Source organism: Photobacterium sp. DNB23_23_1, assembly GCF_052873815.1.
In genome coordinates this window covers 73,915-90,037 of record NZ_JBNNXT010000005.1, presented here as the reverse complement: position 1 = coordinate 90,037, position 16,123 = coordinate 73,915, and the positions used below count along the sequence as shown (strand labels likewise).

Here is a 16,123-nt window from a genome sequence, read left to right as displayed (position 1 = left end):
CTCCACAAAACGGATGTGATGAAGTATTGCTGTTAATGTGGAAATACTGCGCTAAACGAACTGGATCTAACAAAACAAAAAATGGGTGATCAACCGTGAACTTGACACGACATCAATTGAAGCAGGCTTAACCTATCGCCGCAATGTCGTAATGCCGCAATGTCGCAACTTCGACGATGTATTCGAAGCTATGGGGTTGCAGATAAAAGGCGTTAAGAGCCGATTGCTGGTGGGGGAGTGGTGAGATAAAAAAGGTATCTCTAGAGCCCACGTATATTTGATTTAACGGCAATTACAAAATAGTTAAGCAATTGCTTAATTATTAGGTGGTTGCCGTTTTTTTATGTTGTATTTATGTGGTCTTTCATGACTTTATTTCCTAGCCTTTGCTTCGAATAATTGGAGGTTGAAATACGGCAGTATTGAAGGTCATAAACGCTATCTGAGTCACCTTCTTTGGCTACTTAAAGCACATAATGTTTCGAATCCTAAAGAAGCACTAAATAACACGTTTAGTAGTCCAATGTTTAGTGCCCGTATCAATGAAATCGTCATGGGGTGCAATAAATAGTACAAAAAACCATCATATTGCTGTATTTGAATTGTTTATCAAGAGCTGGTAACCTGTGTCGACATTATTAATTGTTTAGTGCTCTAAATTGTTTCATTGTCACTAGCAATTCAAATGTGCTTTTCTTGGATAGGGAAGCATCAATAATAAAGCGTTTAAAGAGTATTATGGATAGTGTACTAAAGAAATATAGTATCGAGACGACCGACTATCAGGTGGGTCAGGACAACATTCAGAAATGGGGTTTTGATATACATAACCCTGTGTTCGGCACCAGCGCTGGGCTCATCTTAATTTTCCTCGCCGCACTTTTTTTCATCGACCCTGAAACAGCTAAAGAAGCGCTAAACAGCGTGAAAAATGGGATCCTCAACGATTTTGATGTGTTCTTCATGTGGCTGACTAACTTTTTCCTTGTTTTCACTATTGGGTTGATGCTCTCGCCATTGGGTAAGATCCGAATTGGTGGTAAAGAAGCTCAGCCAGAGCATTCAAGGGTATCTTGGCTGGCGATGTTGTTTGCTGCAGGTATGGGTATCGGTTTGCTATTTTGGGGAGTTGCCGAGCCTACGGCCTACTTCACCAATTGGTGGGGTACACCGTTCAATGTTGAGCCGTATACCGAAGATGCTAAAGCATTGGCTATGGGTGCGACCATTTTTCACTGGGGTATCCACGGTTGGGCGATTTACGCCATTGTTGGTCTAGCGTTGTCATTCTTCGCGTTCAATAAGGGCCTTCCTCTGTCTATCCGCTCTGTGTTTTACCCAATTTTTGGTGATAGGGCATGGGGCTGGCTGGGCCACGTTATCGATATCTTAGCGGTATTGGCGACATTGTTTGGCTTGGCGACATCACTTGGTTTGGGTGCACAGCAGGCAACTAGTGGTATTAACCATGTGTTCGGTACTGAAGGTGGTATCGGTATGCAGATGGGCGTGATTGCGTTTGTAACGGCGATTGCGATTTTCTCTGTGATCCGCGGTATTGATGGCGGGGTAAAACTGCTAAGTAACGTCAATATGGTGTTTGCCTTTGTATTGTTGGTGTTTGTGGCATACGTTGGCTTTGATGTGGTGAAAGTGGCACTGCCAGAAACTTTCATGGCTTACTTTGGCAATATCGTAGAGTTGAGTAACCCGCATGGACGTGATGATACCACCTGGATGCATGGCTGGACTGTGTTCTACTGGGCATGGTGGATTTCATGGTCACCATTTGTCGGTATGTTTATTGCCCGAGTATCTAAGGGCCGAACAGTGCGTGAGTTTTTGTTCGCTGTGATCTTTGTACCAACCCTGATGACTATTATCTGGATGTCAATTTTCGGTGGCATAGCTATCGATCAGGTTGTAAATAAAGTCGGTGAGCTAGGGGCGAATGGCCTGACTGATATCTCGCTAACTCTGTTCCATGTTTACGATGCACTACCGTTTAGTTCTGTGATTTCAGTGTTGTCTATTGCCTTGGTTTTGATCTTCTTTATTACCTCGTCAGACTCAGGCTCATTGGTTATCGACAGTATTACCGCTGGCGGTAAAGTCGATGCACCCGTACCTCAACGCATCTTCTGGGCAACAGTCGAGGGGGCAATTGCTGCGGCCATGCTATGGATTGGTGGTTCGGAAGCACTGCAAGCATTCCAGTCTGGTGTTGTTGCAACAGCCTTGCCATTTAGCTTTGTCTTGCTGTTGATGTGTGTGAGTTTGGTTAAAGGTTTAAGAACCGAGCGTGCTCTTTACTAGATTCCACTTTTAATTAAAAAGGCCTCAAACAGTGTTTGAGGCCTCTGCTTGTATTATATTCAAAACCGCGGTTAGCAATAACCGCGGTTTTTTGTGGAAAATTGTAAATGGTTTTTGCTGTTACTTGAGGCTGTCAACTTACTTTGCAAGTATGTTCTTAGGCTTAGTGATAGTGATTTCTGTATAAGTCATATTAGAACGAATAACATGAAAGGGAGTTGTCATGTTGAAGGTGCAAGGAAGTAAAGGGGCGTTCGTATCCGTCATTTCGCTCATGCTATCGGCAGGCGTATCGGCGAGTGAACACACTCAAGGTCATGTTCAAGGAGATGCTGCACAAACGTGTGGTATTGAGATGGATAAAAAAGTCATAGGACAGAAAGAAACCTTCTACATACCAGTAGCCAACTTGAATTTTCGCTCACGGATTGATACCGGGGCTACCCGAACCTCTCTTCACGCAACCAATATCGAAATAGAAGATTTCTCGCCTGAAGCAGAAGACAACATTGGTAAGATGATTAACTTCATCACAGCCAATGAACAGGGTGAAAGTGTACACATGCGCAAGAAGATCACCCATGTACGCCAAATCCAAAACTCCCTTGGCACTGAAATGCGATACAGCGTAAAGCTGGACCTGAGCTTGGCCACTCGCGACTACAGTGTTGAAGCGAATCTTAAAGACAGAAGCCTGATGTCTGACAAGCTACTTATTGGCCGCAATCTATTGGCCTGTAATTATGTGGTGGATGTTTCTAAGGCTACGGTGTTTGGTATATAAAGTGGTAGATATAAATGAGGGTTATTGATTAGCTGTATACGCCCGATAAGGCCAAGGTCATGTAATGTCTTGTTCAATACCCAAGTGTTACCGCCACAATAAACCAATGCATCAGCTTGGTAATGGCTACTGCGAATCACGGCGTAACGGGTAACCAATACGTTTTAGCTAGCTTGCAGGTAAATACTTCTGTGATCGTTGGTAGGGTGAATTCCATTACGTTAGTGTTACCTGTAATTTTGCCATTACTGACTAGTGAACAAACCTTGATGGTTGATCATAGGTTGCTTCCAACTGTAGTTGTGCGGTTTCTAATAAATGAAGTAACTGACTTACTTTTTGTGTTTTACCATGAGCAACTGCCTCCCTGATTTGTCTGTGATAGCTGCGTACTTGTTGAATACACTGCTGACGCTGAAAAATGCTTCGTAAACCTTCTGCCTGATCCATATAGCCCTCACTCTTTTGCTTTGTGCTTTTGTATTGGTTGAATCGATATTTAACCAGCAAAATAGCGTTTGTTTTTCAGGGAATTGTCAATTTACTATCAATTTATCTTTAACTTTTGATTTTTGTAATCAGTATTGTTGATTAATATTTAGACAAACTTAGCGCTGCTATTTCAAAAAATAACTACCAAGAATGGAAAGTTAGATTGCAAATAGTAGGAGCGAGCGATCGGATACCGCGGGTATACCGAGTTGTTTGAAGTGTGTTAAATCATGATAAAAGTATTAAATATTAATTTTATCAATAGCTTAAAAGATGTTCTTTTATGTGTTTTATAATCTTAAAAAAACGCCTAATTTCATTTTGTATGCCATTGAAAATCTTTATTTCAGCATTAACTTTTAGTAATGCCAGCGGCATTTTGCCTTTGTTTTTCTCACAATTTATTTCATATAGTGTATTGCTGTCTTCGAATTTTAGGTAACTCAAAAATGAAAACAGCACAAGTGAAAAACCGCTGGTTAATAGCTCTCGCTGCGGTAGGTATTCATATTTCCATTGGTTCAGTTTATGCTTGGAGTGTATTCTCCAATCCGCTTCATGAGGCTTTTGGTTGGGATTTACAACAGATCTCGCTAACCTTTGGTATCGCTATTTTCTTCCTTGGCGCTTCTGCAGCGGTAATGGGCCATGTGGTTGAGAAAAAAGGGCCACGCTTCACAGGCATGATTGCTGCTAGCTTCTTTGGTATAGGTATTGCCGGCGCAGGTGTCGCTGTTGCGATGGAAAGTCTATACATGCTGTACTTTAGCTATGGTGTTTTGGCGGGTATCGGCCTTGGTATGGGCTATGTCACACCGGTTTCGACACTTATTAAGTGGTTCCCTGACCGTCGTGGTTTAGCAACCGGTTTGGCAATTATGGGTTTTGGTTTTGCTTCCATGATTGCAAGCCCAGTAATACAAGCATTGATTAGTGCTGTTGGTCTGTCCTCTACTTTCTACATCATGGGTGCGACATACTTTGTTGTTATGCTTTCTGCATCGCTTTACTTAGAGCGTCCACCAGAAGGTTGGAAGCCAGCTTCTATGATTGAAACCAAAGAAGCCGGTACTGTTGCTAAAAAACCAGCAGGTGATCTGAACCAATCAAGTGCTAACGATGCGGTACGTACTCCAACGTTCTGGGGCCTTTGGGTGATGATTTTCATCAACATCACTTGTGGTATCGCTATTATTTCTGCAGCATCACCGATGGCACAGGAAATTGCGGGTCTAACAGCAATGGAAGCAGCAACGATGGTTGGTGTCATGGGCCTACTAAACGGCCTTGGTCGTCTACTATGGTCTGCAGCTTCTGATTATCTGACGCGTCCGAACACATTCATGATGTTCTTTGTTATCCAGATTGTCGCTTTCTTTATGCTGCCTTCACTTTCACACGCACTTGCTTTCCAAGCCGTCGTCTTCGTTATCATGACTTGTTACGGTGGTGGTTTCTCTACACTTCCAGCATATATCGGTGACCTTTTCGGTACCAAGCAATTAGGTGCAATCCATGGCTACGTACTGACAGCATGGGCGCTTGCGGGTCTATCTGGCTCATCACTAGCGGCTTTCGTGCGTAACCTTACTGGTAGCTACACCATGACTATGTATATCTTCGTGGGTATCTTGACAGTGGCGTTGGCGATTTCTGTTGTGATGAAAGTGCACGTAACGAAAGTACTACGCGCTAAAGAGCAAGAAGTGGTTGAAGCGACACCAGTTACTGCATAATCTGTAGAGATAGGGCAATTATGTGATAACAAACACATTTTAATTGTCCTATCTCAATGTTGAAGTAGAATCAGTTGGTTATAAACAAGAGATTCGTCACAAACAGTAAGTAGTATGAAAGCAGTAATTAATACACTCTATGAAGCCAAGTTGGCTGAACTTAAAGAGATAATCGATACAGACAGCGTGCCCGTTCAACTGACTATTGTTACTGTCGGTGATGATCCTGCTAGTAAGGTCTATGTGAGAAACAAGGTTCGCCTTTTTGAGGCTCTTGAACTTCCTTGCCATCATATTATCCTTCCTGAAGAAGGGACAACACAGGGCGATCTCGATAGCTTGGCTGCGAAAACCGATCATCCTATCTTATTCCAATTGCCTTTACCTAACGGTTTGGAAGCTCCAGATCTATCGGCTGCGGTTGACGTCGATGGGTTTGGCTCTGAAGCGCTCGGACAGTTGGTACTAGGGCAGAACCCGGTACTTCCATGCACAGTGCAGGCGGCGATTGATATTATCGAGTTGCACTGCGGTGAGTTTAGCTTCCCGGGTTTGAAGGTTGCTATTCTGGGTCGTAGTAACATTGTTGGTAAGCCTCTGGCTATTGAGCTAATCAATCGTCAGAGTACGATATCGAGCTTTAACAGCCGATCAGATCTAGCGGCTGTTGATTGGAATAAGTTCGATGTCATTGTGGTTGCAACCGGTTACCACGGTACGTTGGATAATACTCAGTTTATTGAAGGTCAATTGATCATTGATGTGGGTATTAACCGTATCGACGGTAAGTTGGTGGGTGATATTAAGCACCAAGATGGCCATCTATCCGATGCGGCGATTACACCTGTACCGGGTGGAGTAGGTCGCTTAACTTGCCTGAATGTATTGGGCAATGCAGTTAAGCTGTGCCAAGCTAAGTAATTACTTCAATAGTTACTATACCGTTATGAAGGCGCTACTCAGGTAGCGCTTTTCTTATATGTAACAGGTGTTACGACAGAAAGTATTTCGTTGCCTTAAATTTGGCTACTTTATACCAACCTACATAAATATTTGATCAGTCTTGCTGGTTAAAACCGCTGTTCTCTGCGTTAGATATTTTGTCATTAGAGCCACTAGTTACTGCAATATCTGCCTTGATAACAACGATTTTTCCAGTGCAAATACTTGATCAACGACTTATCCAGATTGGTATTATTGGTTAGATTTTTAGGCCAATGGTAACGGAAAATTGGTCAATATCAACGTCAACGCCCTGATCTTCCATGTCAAAAAATTCTTGTCTTACATCAACATAGAAATTTTTATAAGATGCTCGTGCACCAAAGCCGAAATATACGCCATTGTCATCATAGAAGTTCTCGTCATATAAATAGAGACCACCTGAAATGAAAGGCTTTATCGAGACATTTTCTCTGTAGAATGTATAGCCGGCATCGCCACCTAGCTTCAGTGTATCACCACGCAAAATGCTTTCGTTATTTTGCTCGTACGAGACGTGAGCGCTAAGGTATTTGTTGAAATCATATCCAAACTCAAGTTTGATACCATCCCCATACCCAAAGCTTAGCCCCATCACCTCAGCATCAGTCGTGCTATAACCAATACCTAAACGCTGGCGGTTTTCATCGTTTGCGCTGACTTGGGAAGACAACGTTATAGCAAGTGTAATGGCAGCAATATATAGCTTTTTCATGTGCTTATAGCCTTTATGTTCAAAATCGGCTTAAGCGTATAGAAATAATTGGTGGAATAAAACGCTATTTTCGATGTAGTCGCGCTGGATATTTAATATCGATAAAGCCATCACTACTGGCATTAAGGCAAAGGTGAAATTTCGACTTTAAAAAAGTGAAAACGTGACAGGTGACACGCTACCCCAGTATCAGTATCAAGCCGTATTGAATGTTCATTCGGTGAGTTTATTGGCATTATGGTTCAATTAAATAGTAGTTAAGTTGTATAGAGTTTATCATGAAGAAAGTAACCATACTTGACGGTGGAATGGGGCGTGAGCTCAAACGCATTGGAGCACCCTTCTCCCAGCCTTTATGGAGTGCACAGGCACTTATTGAATCCCCTGAGTATGTCTATCAGGCACACCAGCGCTTTATTGAAAGTGGTGCTGAAATCATTATTGTCAATAGTTATGCTTGCGTCCCTTTTCATCTTGGTGAAACCCTGTATGCATCCGATGGCCCTCGTTTAGCCGGTGAGGCCGCTGCTATCGCTCAGTCTGCTGTAGCAGAAAGCGAACGAGAAGTACGTGTAGCCGGTTGCATTCCACCGGCTTTTGGGAGTTATCGACCGGATCTTTTCAACCCCGTTAAGGCTGTCGGTATATTTACGTCTCTCTTTGTTGCGCAAGACCCGTATGTTGATGTTTGGATTGCAGAGACTATCTCTAGTCTTGACGAGTTCGAGGTGATTCAAGCTGTTCTGAGTGACACCAATAAACCATGTTATTACGCCTTCACTCTTGATGATACAGAGGGAGAGGGTAGATTAAGATCCGGTGAGCCTGTCAATAAGGCGGCTAAGCGAGTCTGTGAGGTGGGCGGAGCGGGTATTTTCTTTAATTGCTCGGTGCCTGAGGTCATGGAGCTAGCGATTAAGGAGGCCAAAGCGGTTACTGATGGTTTTAATGCGGATATAGAAATTGGTGCCTATGCCAATAATTTCACGCCAATAAAGTCTGATCATCAGGCCAACGATACCTTACAGGCAGTACGGGAGCTTTCACCGAGTGATTATGTAGATTTTGCTAACTGCTGGTATCAAGCTGGTGCGAGGACGATTGGTGGCTGCTGTGGTATTGGGCCGGAACATATTCATGCATTGGTAAAGTGGAGAGATACGCTTTAAGCGAGTCATACCCAGCTATCTCGTCCACTTTTCCAACGGTTTCTAAGCCAATAAATGGTTTAAGTGTTTTACTTGGCTGGTACTAATGCGCTGGCGAAGGCTTAAGCAGCTGGCCTAGGTAGCGTACCACGTGTGCGGCATCTTGTGCTGTGGTGTTAATTTTGGCGATGATCGCGTCAGCGCGTTCGTCGTCTTCTTTAAACATCAGCTTTACTTTGTTATTCATCGCTTGGGCATTTTCAAGCTTCTGCTTACAGTCCTCAAACAAAGCCGTTAGAAATTCCATATCGACTTCACCGCCTTTGATGAACATGTCAGCCGCAATTCGGTATACGGTGTGGAACTTGTTGGCCATGTCTTTCTGATTTGTTTGACCTTCTTTGGCCCAGTCTTCAGCCCAACCTTTGAAGATAATGGCGATTTGAGGGTTTGGAATAATGTTTACTTGTGGCATTCGAACTGTCCTTCGGCGTGATACTGCGATTTTAACAGGCCAAGTGTAATGGAGCAGGCGACAGGGTTAAAGGGATAGGGGTGGTATATGCTTAATTAGCGAGCAAGTTGTGATCAGTTCATCGGGCCAATGCATACTTAATGTGTGCTTTACTCCCGCAATTTTTGCGGCTTATTGGTATTAGGAGTCAGTCATGTATCAAGGATCAACTGCGGGTTAAGTCTTTTAACCGAGGTCAGAACCAAAAAAGTGATCGGATACCTCAATTAACATTACTCTAGCCAAATTAGCCCCACAGAATCAGCAATGGTAGAAGCCATTGAAAAAGCGTTATAGTTTAAGTGACGGCCAGTTCAGCGAATTAAAAGTCATCTCGGGTTGTATAGGTGGCATTCTCTTTCGGTTGGCAAACAGGTGTGGCCCCGTACAAAGGTTATATTACGGATTGGCATTAGCCTAAAGGAGCATTTGAAGATGGATCTGAATCTGCTAAGTACTTTTATTGCCGTGTACAAAAATGGCTCAATTACCCTGGCGTCCGAGCAACTTGAACTGAGCCAACCAGCGGTTAGTGCAGCCATTAGGCGGTTAGAGAAGATAGTTGGTAAGCCGTTGTTTGTGAGGGAAGGGCGAGGTATCTCCCCTACAGGCGCTGCAGTAGCCCTTGCCAATAAAATCGAGTCACCACTTTCGGTATTGGAAACGATAGAGACACAGAAGAATACGATTAAAGTCTATTGCCATGAGGCGTTGATGCACATCGTTGCCAGTACGCCTGATATTATTTTTATGGAAAGCCCGTTGAGCGAAGAGCAGATCTTTGATGACTTGATGACACAGAAGGTTGATCTTGCTATCGATGTGATAACCACTAAACAGCATGCGTATATTACGGAGGATTGCTGCTTAGAAACACCGGTTTGTGTTTCACGCGTCAATCATCCAAGGCTACAAGGTGACCTAACACTTGAGCAATTTTATAATGAAAAGCATGTCGCCCTTAAACTGAAGCGAGCTGACTTGGATACGCTTAATTTTTTATCAAAAGTGCCCGTTAAGCCAAGAGATGTTGCCATCGAAACAAGTTCCATTTCGAGTATGTTGGTTTTGGTTGCTAATAGTGATTACCTTGGAGCAAGTAGTGCTTCTGTTGCCGATAAATTAGCGCCATTACTTGGGTTAAAGGTACATAAATTTCCCTTCGAGCTGGAAGATATTGCATTTAAGATGGTTTACCATCGCCGTTATATTGATGATCCCCTTCATAAAACCATCCGTGAGCAACTTAAAAAACACCTGAATATATAAACCAACCTAAATAAGTATTTGATCAGTTTTATTGGTTAAAATCGCTGCTATCTATGTTAGATATTTTGTAATTAGAGCCACTAGTTATTGCAATCTCTGCCTTGATAACAGCCATTTTTCCTGCGTAATACATAGATCAATTACTTATCCAGACTGGTATAAATAGAATTTATGTATGACCATAAGTTGACTTTCTTTAAATAAAGCACGATGTGTTTAATACTGTTACTCCAACATCAGTGGGTTAACAGTGATAAACCTCGGATATTCACAAAATGATTGCCACCAAATGATCGTAACTTGCAAATGGACTTGCTAATCATGACGGAGAAGTAACGGTGAATTACTGCAAGTTTATAGATCGACTAATTAATTTGTTGGCACTGCTTTTAACTTTTGCATTTTCAGCACTACCCACACTCGCTCAAGTTTATTGAATATGCTGACATAACTTACTATTTGTTTGTACGACCTCGCTTTTGCCGTCCATTGGGCGGCTTTTTTTTGCCTGAAGGAACATAATACCAACCAATATAAATATTTGATCAACGACTTATCCAGACTGGTATAAGAGCTAATTGAAGGAGAGCAAAGTGGGCAACCTCACTGATGCATAGGCTGTATATGGCCATAGATACATAAATGAAAGTGAGGTTTTATCTAAAGTTCAGACCCTATATCGGTTAACTCTTTATCGGCATAATTAGCTCATCAACGGAGCACGGAGTGAGTAGCAAACTCATTGGCTCAGGCAAAAAACCATATGGATGTGGCCCTGTTTTTTCATTCACAGTAGGCACTTACATATGAAGAATAGCAGAACACTAACAACACTTGTAGGGGCAATTTTGGTCTCGACAAGCGCATTGGCTAATAATCCGTTTGAACATTATCAATCAGAGAATTCAGCCAGTTTTAGTGGTTATAAGCATTTCAATTACGAACAAAACGTCAGTACCGAAGAGTTATTGAAACAAGGCGGTAAGATTTATTCATCACCAGAAGAAATACACGCCATTTTGCAAGGTGGTTTAAAAAACGATATTCAAACTGGTGAAGAATTATGGAAAGAAGGTTTGATGTTTGATGGCATTGAGCCGATGGATCACATGGTAACCGCTGCAAACTGGTATCCCCGTACGGAAGAGCTGATATACAACGAAATGCGAGTTACTTTTATGGGGACATCGCCAATGATCCGCCCAGGACAAGCGAATACATCGATTTATGTTGAGCTAGGTAATGGTGATAATTTCGTGTTCGACTTGGGAGAGGCATCAATAGCCAATTACATCGGTGCTGGTGTCGCGCTTAATGAACTGGATAAAGTTTTCATCACCCACTTACACGTTGACCATTTCGGCTCGCTACCTTACCTATACCAATTTGGCGGGTGGAACGGACGCTGGGAAAAGCCGCTGACCATTTATGGTCCATCAGGGCGTAACCCGGAAGATGGTACACGCCATATGGTAGAAGGCATGTTGCAAATGTTGTCCTGGCACCAAGATGCATTTGATGTATTCCCATCGGGTAATGACATCGAAGTTGTTGAGTTCGATTTTAAAGATGATGGGGGAATTATCTATGATGTGGATGATGTAAAAGTTTCCCACTGGCGTCGTTCACACGCAAAAGATGGCGCGTCAGCTTACCGTTTAGATTGGACAATCAATGACGATGAAAATTTGTGTTTTGTCTGGACGGGTGATGGCCGACCAACCGAGCTTGATGTGAAATACGGGAAAGGTTGTGACTTATTTGTCACAGAAACACAAACAGAGCTAGTTGGGCTCTCATCGATTGTGCAAGGTGTCCCGGCGTTCCTTACGCGTTACACCATTGATACTCATCATACGTCAGCGTTCGCCGCTGGTTGGTTAGCGAATGAAGTGCAACCGCGCCTGTTCATGACAACGCATATGGAATTTGACCCATATTACAATAACGAAACGGTTGCTCAGGTACGTGAGCATTGGAAAGGGCCATATCATTTTGGTGCGCCAGATATGATCGTTGCTAATGTCACGCCGGATAAAGCTTGGGTTCGAGAGGGGATTATTCCTGATTTTCCGAATAACCGAGCGCCACAGTTCAACCTCAATGATGGAGAGGTGTTCAGAGTGCCTATGCCGAAGAATTCACGGGCTGATATTCAAGAGCAAGAGATCCGTGATTTAGAAATTGATGAGTCTTTGTATTATCCAGAAGGTTATCATCCCCAGCTGCTAAAAGAGTGGCCACTTGATAGAGATTTGATTGTTCCGACAGAAGCGCTTCCAGAGAGCATGAAGAAAGGCATGGGAGAGAAGCAGAGAATGGTGGATGAGATGCGTGAAGCACATGGCCTTGAGCCTCGCTCTGTGCACCAAAAGGCTTCAGCAGACCCGTATCGAGATACCCGTGAGGGTGAAACGACACAATAACCGCTGAATATTGGGCACTCAGTGAGTGCCCCCACCAAATTTAATTGAAAGGTAGGAGTATTAAGATGAAAAACGCATTATTAATCCTGTTGGCGGCTGTGGCCTCATTTAGTTCTGCGACTATTCACGCCGCTCAGCATGACCATGATACCTTGTTTAGCCGTGATAACGCGGTAATGGCCGCTGCGGCAGTCGAGACGGTGAATAAATATTGTGTGGATCTTGGCACTATGCCCACTGAATATCTCCAGAAAACGTCACTGGTGATGAGAGAGACGATAGAAGGGCTCTCGGTCGAGATACTGGGTGAGGAATTTAGCTTTAGCGAAGACAGTGAGATGTATTTGGAAGGCATGTCTATGGGGGAGCAATTAATCAAAGATGCTGAACACAAAGGCCATGTTGAACAAATGTGTACGTTACCGCAGCAGGAGAAATCAATATGAAAAAGTGTATCGTAGTTTTATCAATGTTGTTTTCTGGTTTGGCACTGGCCTGCGGAGCGCATGTCCATAATACGCTTCCACATTACAGTGATTATGATGAGTCATTAATAGCGATGTCAGTGTGTAAGGTCAATGATCATATCAGCGAAGAGCAATCTGCAATGTGGTTTAAAAAACTGTCTTGGGTTGCTAACGGTACCGATGAAGAGCTGTTTGAACATTACGCCCACTTTGCTGCAGAGCACGTAAACAAAATTGCAGTCGATAATGAGATAAGACAAGGCTGGACTGAAGATTATTGTAAAGAGCAGCTGTTTGATGTGATGGCAATGGATCAGGTGGTGCTAGAAGACTTATATGATGAACAGGAATTAGCAGACCGTGAATTTAACCGACAAATAAAGCAATCGGGAAATGAAGATTCAACATCTTAACAAGGTGGGGGTGAGGTCGAGCCTTCATATATTTCCGCTGTATTCTGCTTGTTATCCTAACTGTCGTTACAACGAAATAAAGCTGGCTTATTATGTCAGTTTTATTACAGTATTTAGCAACTCATTAGAGAGTCAAGTAAGGCTTCTTTAGAATTGAACCAAAAAACACGCTGACCTTTATCTGCAATTATTTCTAGCTTTGCACTAATTACCTCTTGTTTTTCTAGACGCAGATCTAGAAATTCAAGTGTTTCTTCAACATCACTAAAAGTAAAAAAACGATCACCATCAATTAATATATTACAATTTAAAAGCTTCATGCACATTCCTTTGCTTTTACCGATAATAATCCGTGCTAAATCATTTTGATAGTGCCAAACACCTCACATAAAAGCAATACCTTATCAACCTGTTTTGGGTCGATATTGACCTTTGATGTTGCGAGGGAGTGATGGCTAGTTTTATCGGCTAGCATTTTTTGTCTCTTCGGCTCATCATGAAGGGAACAACCCTTTAAATTATTAATAGGCATTCTTCATTGCAAAACTCGTCATTGAACAGTGGTTCACAGTCAAGCTCACCAGTAATAAATACGTTCTTCGTGATAAGCGCTATGCTGGCATTTGCCGGTAATTCGATATTATGCCGATTGGCGTTGGCTGAAGGTTCGATTGATGCCGGGGGATTCACCCTGGTCCGGTTAGTGTCTGGCGCGTTTACGCTGGCGGTTTTAACTTTAGCTATGCACTCAAGGGCGTCCTATTCTCCAACTAACTGGAAGAAATCAGACATTGTCGGTGCGGTGATGCTGTTTGGCTATGCGGCGGCATTTTCATTTTCTTACGTAAAGATTGCAACCGGAACCGGAGCCTTGATCCTCTTTGCTTCAGTTCAATTTAGCATGATTGGCTTTCATATTTTCAGTGGCAATAAAATGCACCTTATGGAGTGGAGTGGGTTAGGTGTTTCTCTGATTGGGTTTGGCTATTTACTGATCCCTAATGCGACTAGGCCTGATTTATTCGCTGCAGCACTGATGGCGATAGCGGGTATAAGTTGGGCTGCTTTTACCATTTTAGGTAAACGCTCGAGTGAACGCCCGGCCATTCTCACCATGTCTATCAGCTTCTTGTTAGCATCAATGCTGGCAGTGCTAATGGGGGGGATTTTCTCAATCTCAATGGAAATAGAAAGCATGACCGCGCGTGGTATTTTGCTGGCTGTACTTTCCGGATCGGTCGCTTCTGGGATAGGTTATGCAATCTGGTATGCGGTGTTACCCAAGTTGTCTATATTGAGGGCGTCCGTCGTTCAGCTTTCGGTACCGGCCCTGGCAAGCCTTGGAGGGTGGTTAGTGTTGAGTGAAGCGATCACGGTATCAACCGGGATCTCTACACTGCTCATTTTGGGAGGCATTGCACTGGTGTTTACGGCAAGAAAGTAGCCTTGCTCTATTTTACACGCAGTAAGCGATATCTGATTCCTTCAAGATTAAATACCAGTACTTGTGATACTTTCATTTTCTCGACGTGACTTAGCATGCCATCATCGAACTGCTTGCTTTTCATCCATTGTAACGGCTGCTTGAAGTTGTCTTCACTGACCACGAAAGACTCGTCTTGCAACGTACTACTACGGATATTGACAACCCACACGCGGGATTTGAAATCGAGCACATCAATGGCCGCGGATTTAAAGCGTTGCCAAAGGGAAGTGGGTTTGTTCATGATTGAATCTGTTATTGCGCTGAGATGTGCGCCTAGTGTAGCGTGCATACAAGGGTGAGGCTAGAGGCTTGAAATAGCCTCTAGTGACTTTAAATCATACGTTGGCGCAGTTGATAAAAGATATCGTCAATATTCGCAGTACCAGATTGTTCTATTCTTGCTAATTCTCTTTGTACCGTATCAAAGTAAAGCTGGTTGTTTATATCATCCAGTCGACTGTAATAGTTAACTCTGCGGCCGAGAATGAAATTTTGCTGTTGCTCTGGTTCGAATGCCAAAAAGCGATCGATTGTCGAAAGAAACTGAGGCTTATCTTCAGGCAAGCGACCATTTAGCTCCATAAGCAAGTTGATCGAGTGGTAGTTGCCATAATTACCATGAACGTTTTCCAAAAGGCTGATTAGCTTCTTTTGCTCCATAACCATTTCAATTTCGGTCAGGGGAGTGAAACTACCGTTTTTTACCATTGCATCGAGCTCTGTACCGGGCTTGACTGCCAGCGAAAGAATGCGGATTTCCTCGGGATCAATTTGGTTGAGCAAAGTCGCCGTTTCATTCACATGTTGGTCAGAAAACTCTTTGCCACCAAGGCCAAGGATGATGAATGTCATCATCTTCATACCCGCTTGTTTGGCATACTCCGCTGATTTCAAGATAGACTTAGGTGTGATGCCTTTCTTCATTTTCTTCAACACCTCTATCGACCCTGATTCCATTCCGCAATAGAGCATATTAAGCCCAGCGTCACAGATGGCTTTCATTTCTGCAGGGGACTTCTTAGTCATGGTTTGGGCGCGGCCATAGGAGCTGACCTGCTTTAACCCAGGAAAAGCTTGTTTCAACGTTTGTAATACATCAAGCAGATCCTTGGTATCCATTGCGAACGAGTCACCATCTTGGAGAAAACAGCTTTCAAATTGACGCCCTTTGTAAAAGGCTTTGGCAGCCCAAATATCGCGTTTGATATCTTCAACGGGGCGAATAGAAAATGCCATGCCTTCAAATAATGTGCAAAAGTGGCACTTATTCCAAGGGCACCCTTGAGTGGTTCTGATCAGCAGGCTATCGGCTTCTGATGGTGGGCGGATTGGCCCTTGTTGGAACTGGATCTGTTGCATCGTTATCATCCGGGAGG

The 16,123-nt window shown here is 43.2% G+C and carries 16 protein-coding genes and 1 pseudogene; 11 read left to right on the top strand and 6 right to left on the bottom strand.

Translation table 11 applies throughout. The features are described 5' to 3' along the window. Positions 1-148 precede the first annotated feature (148 nt). The 3 genes and pseudogenes from ACVA53_RS05120 to ACVA53_RS05110 all read left to right on the top strand — a co-directional run. Positions 149-244: pseudogene (locus ACVA53_RS05120) on the top strand (HNH endonuclease domain-containing protein); the annotation flags it as partial. A gap of 494 nt (positions 245-738) precedes the next feature. Then, positions 739-2,316 carry a BCCT family transporter gene (locus ACVA53_RS05115; protein WP_255045242.1) on the top strand — a complete coding sequence of 526 codons (1,578 nt, stop codon included), beginning with the start codon at positions 739-741 and terminating at the stop codon, positions 2,314-2,316. Between the two features lie 223 nt (positions 2,317-2,539). After that, complete coding sequence (locus ACVA53_RS05110; protein ID WP_446504636.1) at positions 2,540-3,100, top strand: putative ATP-dependent zinc protease; 561 nt, start codon at positions 2,540-2,542, stop codon at positions 3,098-3,100. A 252-nt stretch (positions 3,101-3,352) separates the two neighbouring features. Here the strand turns inward: ACVA53_RS05110 and ACVA53_RS05105 are convergent, their stop codons facing one another. Further along, entirely contained in the window at positions 3,353-3,550 is a 198-nt protein-coding gene (locus ACVA53_RS05105; protein ID WP_446504635.1) for a hypothetical protein, read from the bottom strand. 491 nt (positions 3,551-4,041) lie between these two features. On the opposite strand from ACVA53_RS05105, the gene ACVA53_RS05100 reads away from it, so the two are divergent. Beyond that, positions 4,042-5,328 carry an L-lactate MFS transporter gene (locus ACVA53_RS05100; protein ID WP_255045245.1) on the top strand — a complete coding sequence of 429 codons (1,287 nt, stop codon included), beginning with the start codon at positions 4,042-4,044 and terminating at the stop codon, positions 5,326-5,328. Positions 5,329-5,442: 114 nt separating this feature from the next. Continuing rightward, on the top strand, positions 5,443-6,249 hold the full coding sequence (locus ACVA53_RS05095) for a tetrahydrofolate dehydrogenase/cyclohydrolase catalytic domain-containing protein (RefSeq protein ID WP_446504634.1): 807 nt from the start codon (positions 5,443-5,445) through the stop codon (positions 6,247-6,249). 280 nt (positions 6,250-6,529) lie between these two features. On the opposite strand, the gene ACVA53_RS05090 is transcribed toward ACVA53_RS05095, so the two are convergent. Continuing rightward, a complete protein-coding gene (locus ACVA53_RS05090) occupies positions 6,530-7,024 on the bottom strand; it encodes an outer membrane beta-barrel protein (RefSeq protein WP_446504633.1) in 495 nt (164 codons plus the stop codon). A 278-nt stretch (positions 7,025-7,302) separates the two neighbouring features. On the opposite strand from ACVA53_RS05090, the gene ACVA53_RS05085 reads away from it, so the two are divergent. After that, the gene (locus ACVA53_RS05085) at positions 7,303-8,193 is read left to right on the top strand and encodes a homocysteine S-methyltransferase family protein (RefSeq protein ID WP_446504632.1); all 891 of its coding nucleotides are present in this window, start codon (positions 7,303-7,305) and stop codon (positions 8,191-8,193) included. 82 nt (positions 8,194-8,275) lie between these two features. Here ACVA53_RS05085 and ACVA53_RS05080 read toward each other — a convergent pair whose 3' ends face one another. Beyond that, positions 8,276-8,647, bottom strand: a complete 372-nt coding sequence (locus ACVA53_RS05080; RefSeq protein ID WP_255045249.1) for a hypothetical protein — start codon at positions 8,645-8,647, stop codon at positions 8,276-8,278. A 474-nt stretch (positions 8,648-9,121) separates the two neighbouring features. On the opposite strand from ACVA53_RS05080, the gene ACVA53_RS05075 reads away from it, so the two are divergent. From ACVA53_RS05075 to ACVA53_RS05060, 4 genes are all read left to right on the top strand, one after another. After that, on the top strand, positions 9,122-9,955 hold the full coding sequence (locus ACVA53_RS05075; RefSeq protein WP_446504631.1) for a LysR family transcriptional regulator: 834 nt from the start codon (positions 9,122-9,124) through the stop codon (positions 9,953-9,955). Between the two features lie 806 nt (positions 9,956-10,761). Beyond that, positions 10,762-12,381, top strand: a complete 1,620-nt coding sequence (gntH, locus tag ACVA53_RS05070) for a guanitoxin biosynthesis MBL fold metallo-hydrolase GntH (protein WP_446504630.1) — start codon at positions 10,762-10,764, stop codon at positions 12,379-12,381. A gap of 65 nt (positions 12,382-12,446) precedes the next feature. Beyond that, entirely contained in the window at positions 12,447-12,827 is a 381-nt protein-coding gene (locus ACVA53_RS05065) for a hypothetical protein (RefSeq protein ID WP_255045212.1), read from the top strand. Next, positions 12,824-13,261 carry a hypothetical protein gene (locus tag ACVA53_RS05060; protein WP_255045213.1) on the top strand — a complete coding sequence of 146 codons (438 nt, stop codon included), beginning with the start codon at positions 12,824-12,826 and terminating at the stop codon, positions 13,259-13,261. Before ACVA53_RS05065 ends, ACVA53_RS05060 begins: the two co-directional genes overlap by 4 nt. 113 nt (positions 13,262-13,374) lie before the next feature. Here ACVA53_RS05060 and ACVA53_RS05055 read toward each other — a convergent pair whose 3' ends face one another. Then, positions 13,375-13,581 (bottom strand): hypothetical protein, encoded by a 207-nt coding sequence (locus ACVA53_RS05055; RefSeq protein ID WP_255045214.1) that lies wholly within the window; start codon positions 13,579-13,581, stop codon positions 13,375-13,377. 293 nt (positions 13,582-13,874) lie between these two features. Between ACVA53_RS05055 and ACVA53_RS05050 the strand changes: the two genes are divergently transcribed. Continuing rightward, the gene (locus ACVA53_RS05050; RefSeq protein WP_255045215.1) at positions 13,875-14,705 is read left to right on the top strand and encodes a DMT family transporter; all 831 of its coding nucleotides are present in this window, start codon (positions 13,875-13,877) and stop codon (positions 14,703-14,705) included. Between the two features lie 7 nt (positions 14,706-14,712). On the opposite strand, the gene ACVA53_RS05045 is transcribed toward ACVA53_RS05050, so the two are convergent. Together ACVA53_RS05045 and ACVA53_RS05040 are read right to left on the bottom strand one after the other, a co-directional pair. Beyond that, entirely contained in the window at positions 14,713-14,988 is a 276-nt protein-coding gene (locus tag ACVA53_RS05045) for a hypothetical protein (protein ID WP_255045216.1), read from the bottom strand. 89 nt (positions 14,989-15,077) lie between these two features. Continuing rightward, entirely contained in the window at positions 15,078-16,106 is a 1,029-nt protein-coding gene (locus ACVA53_RS05040; RefSeq protein WP_255045217.1) for a radical SAM protein, read from the bottom strand. Positions 16,107-16,123 lie beyond the last annotated feature (17 nt).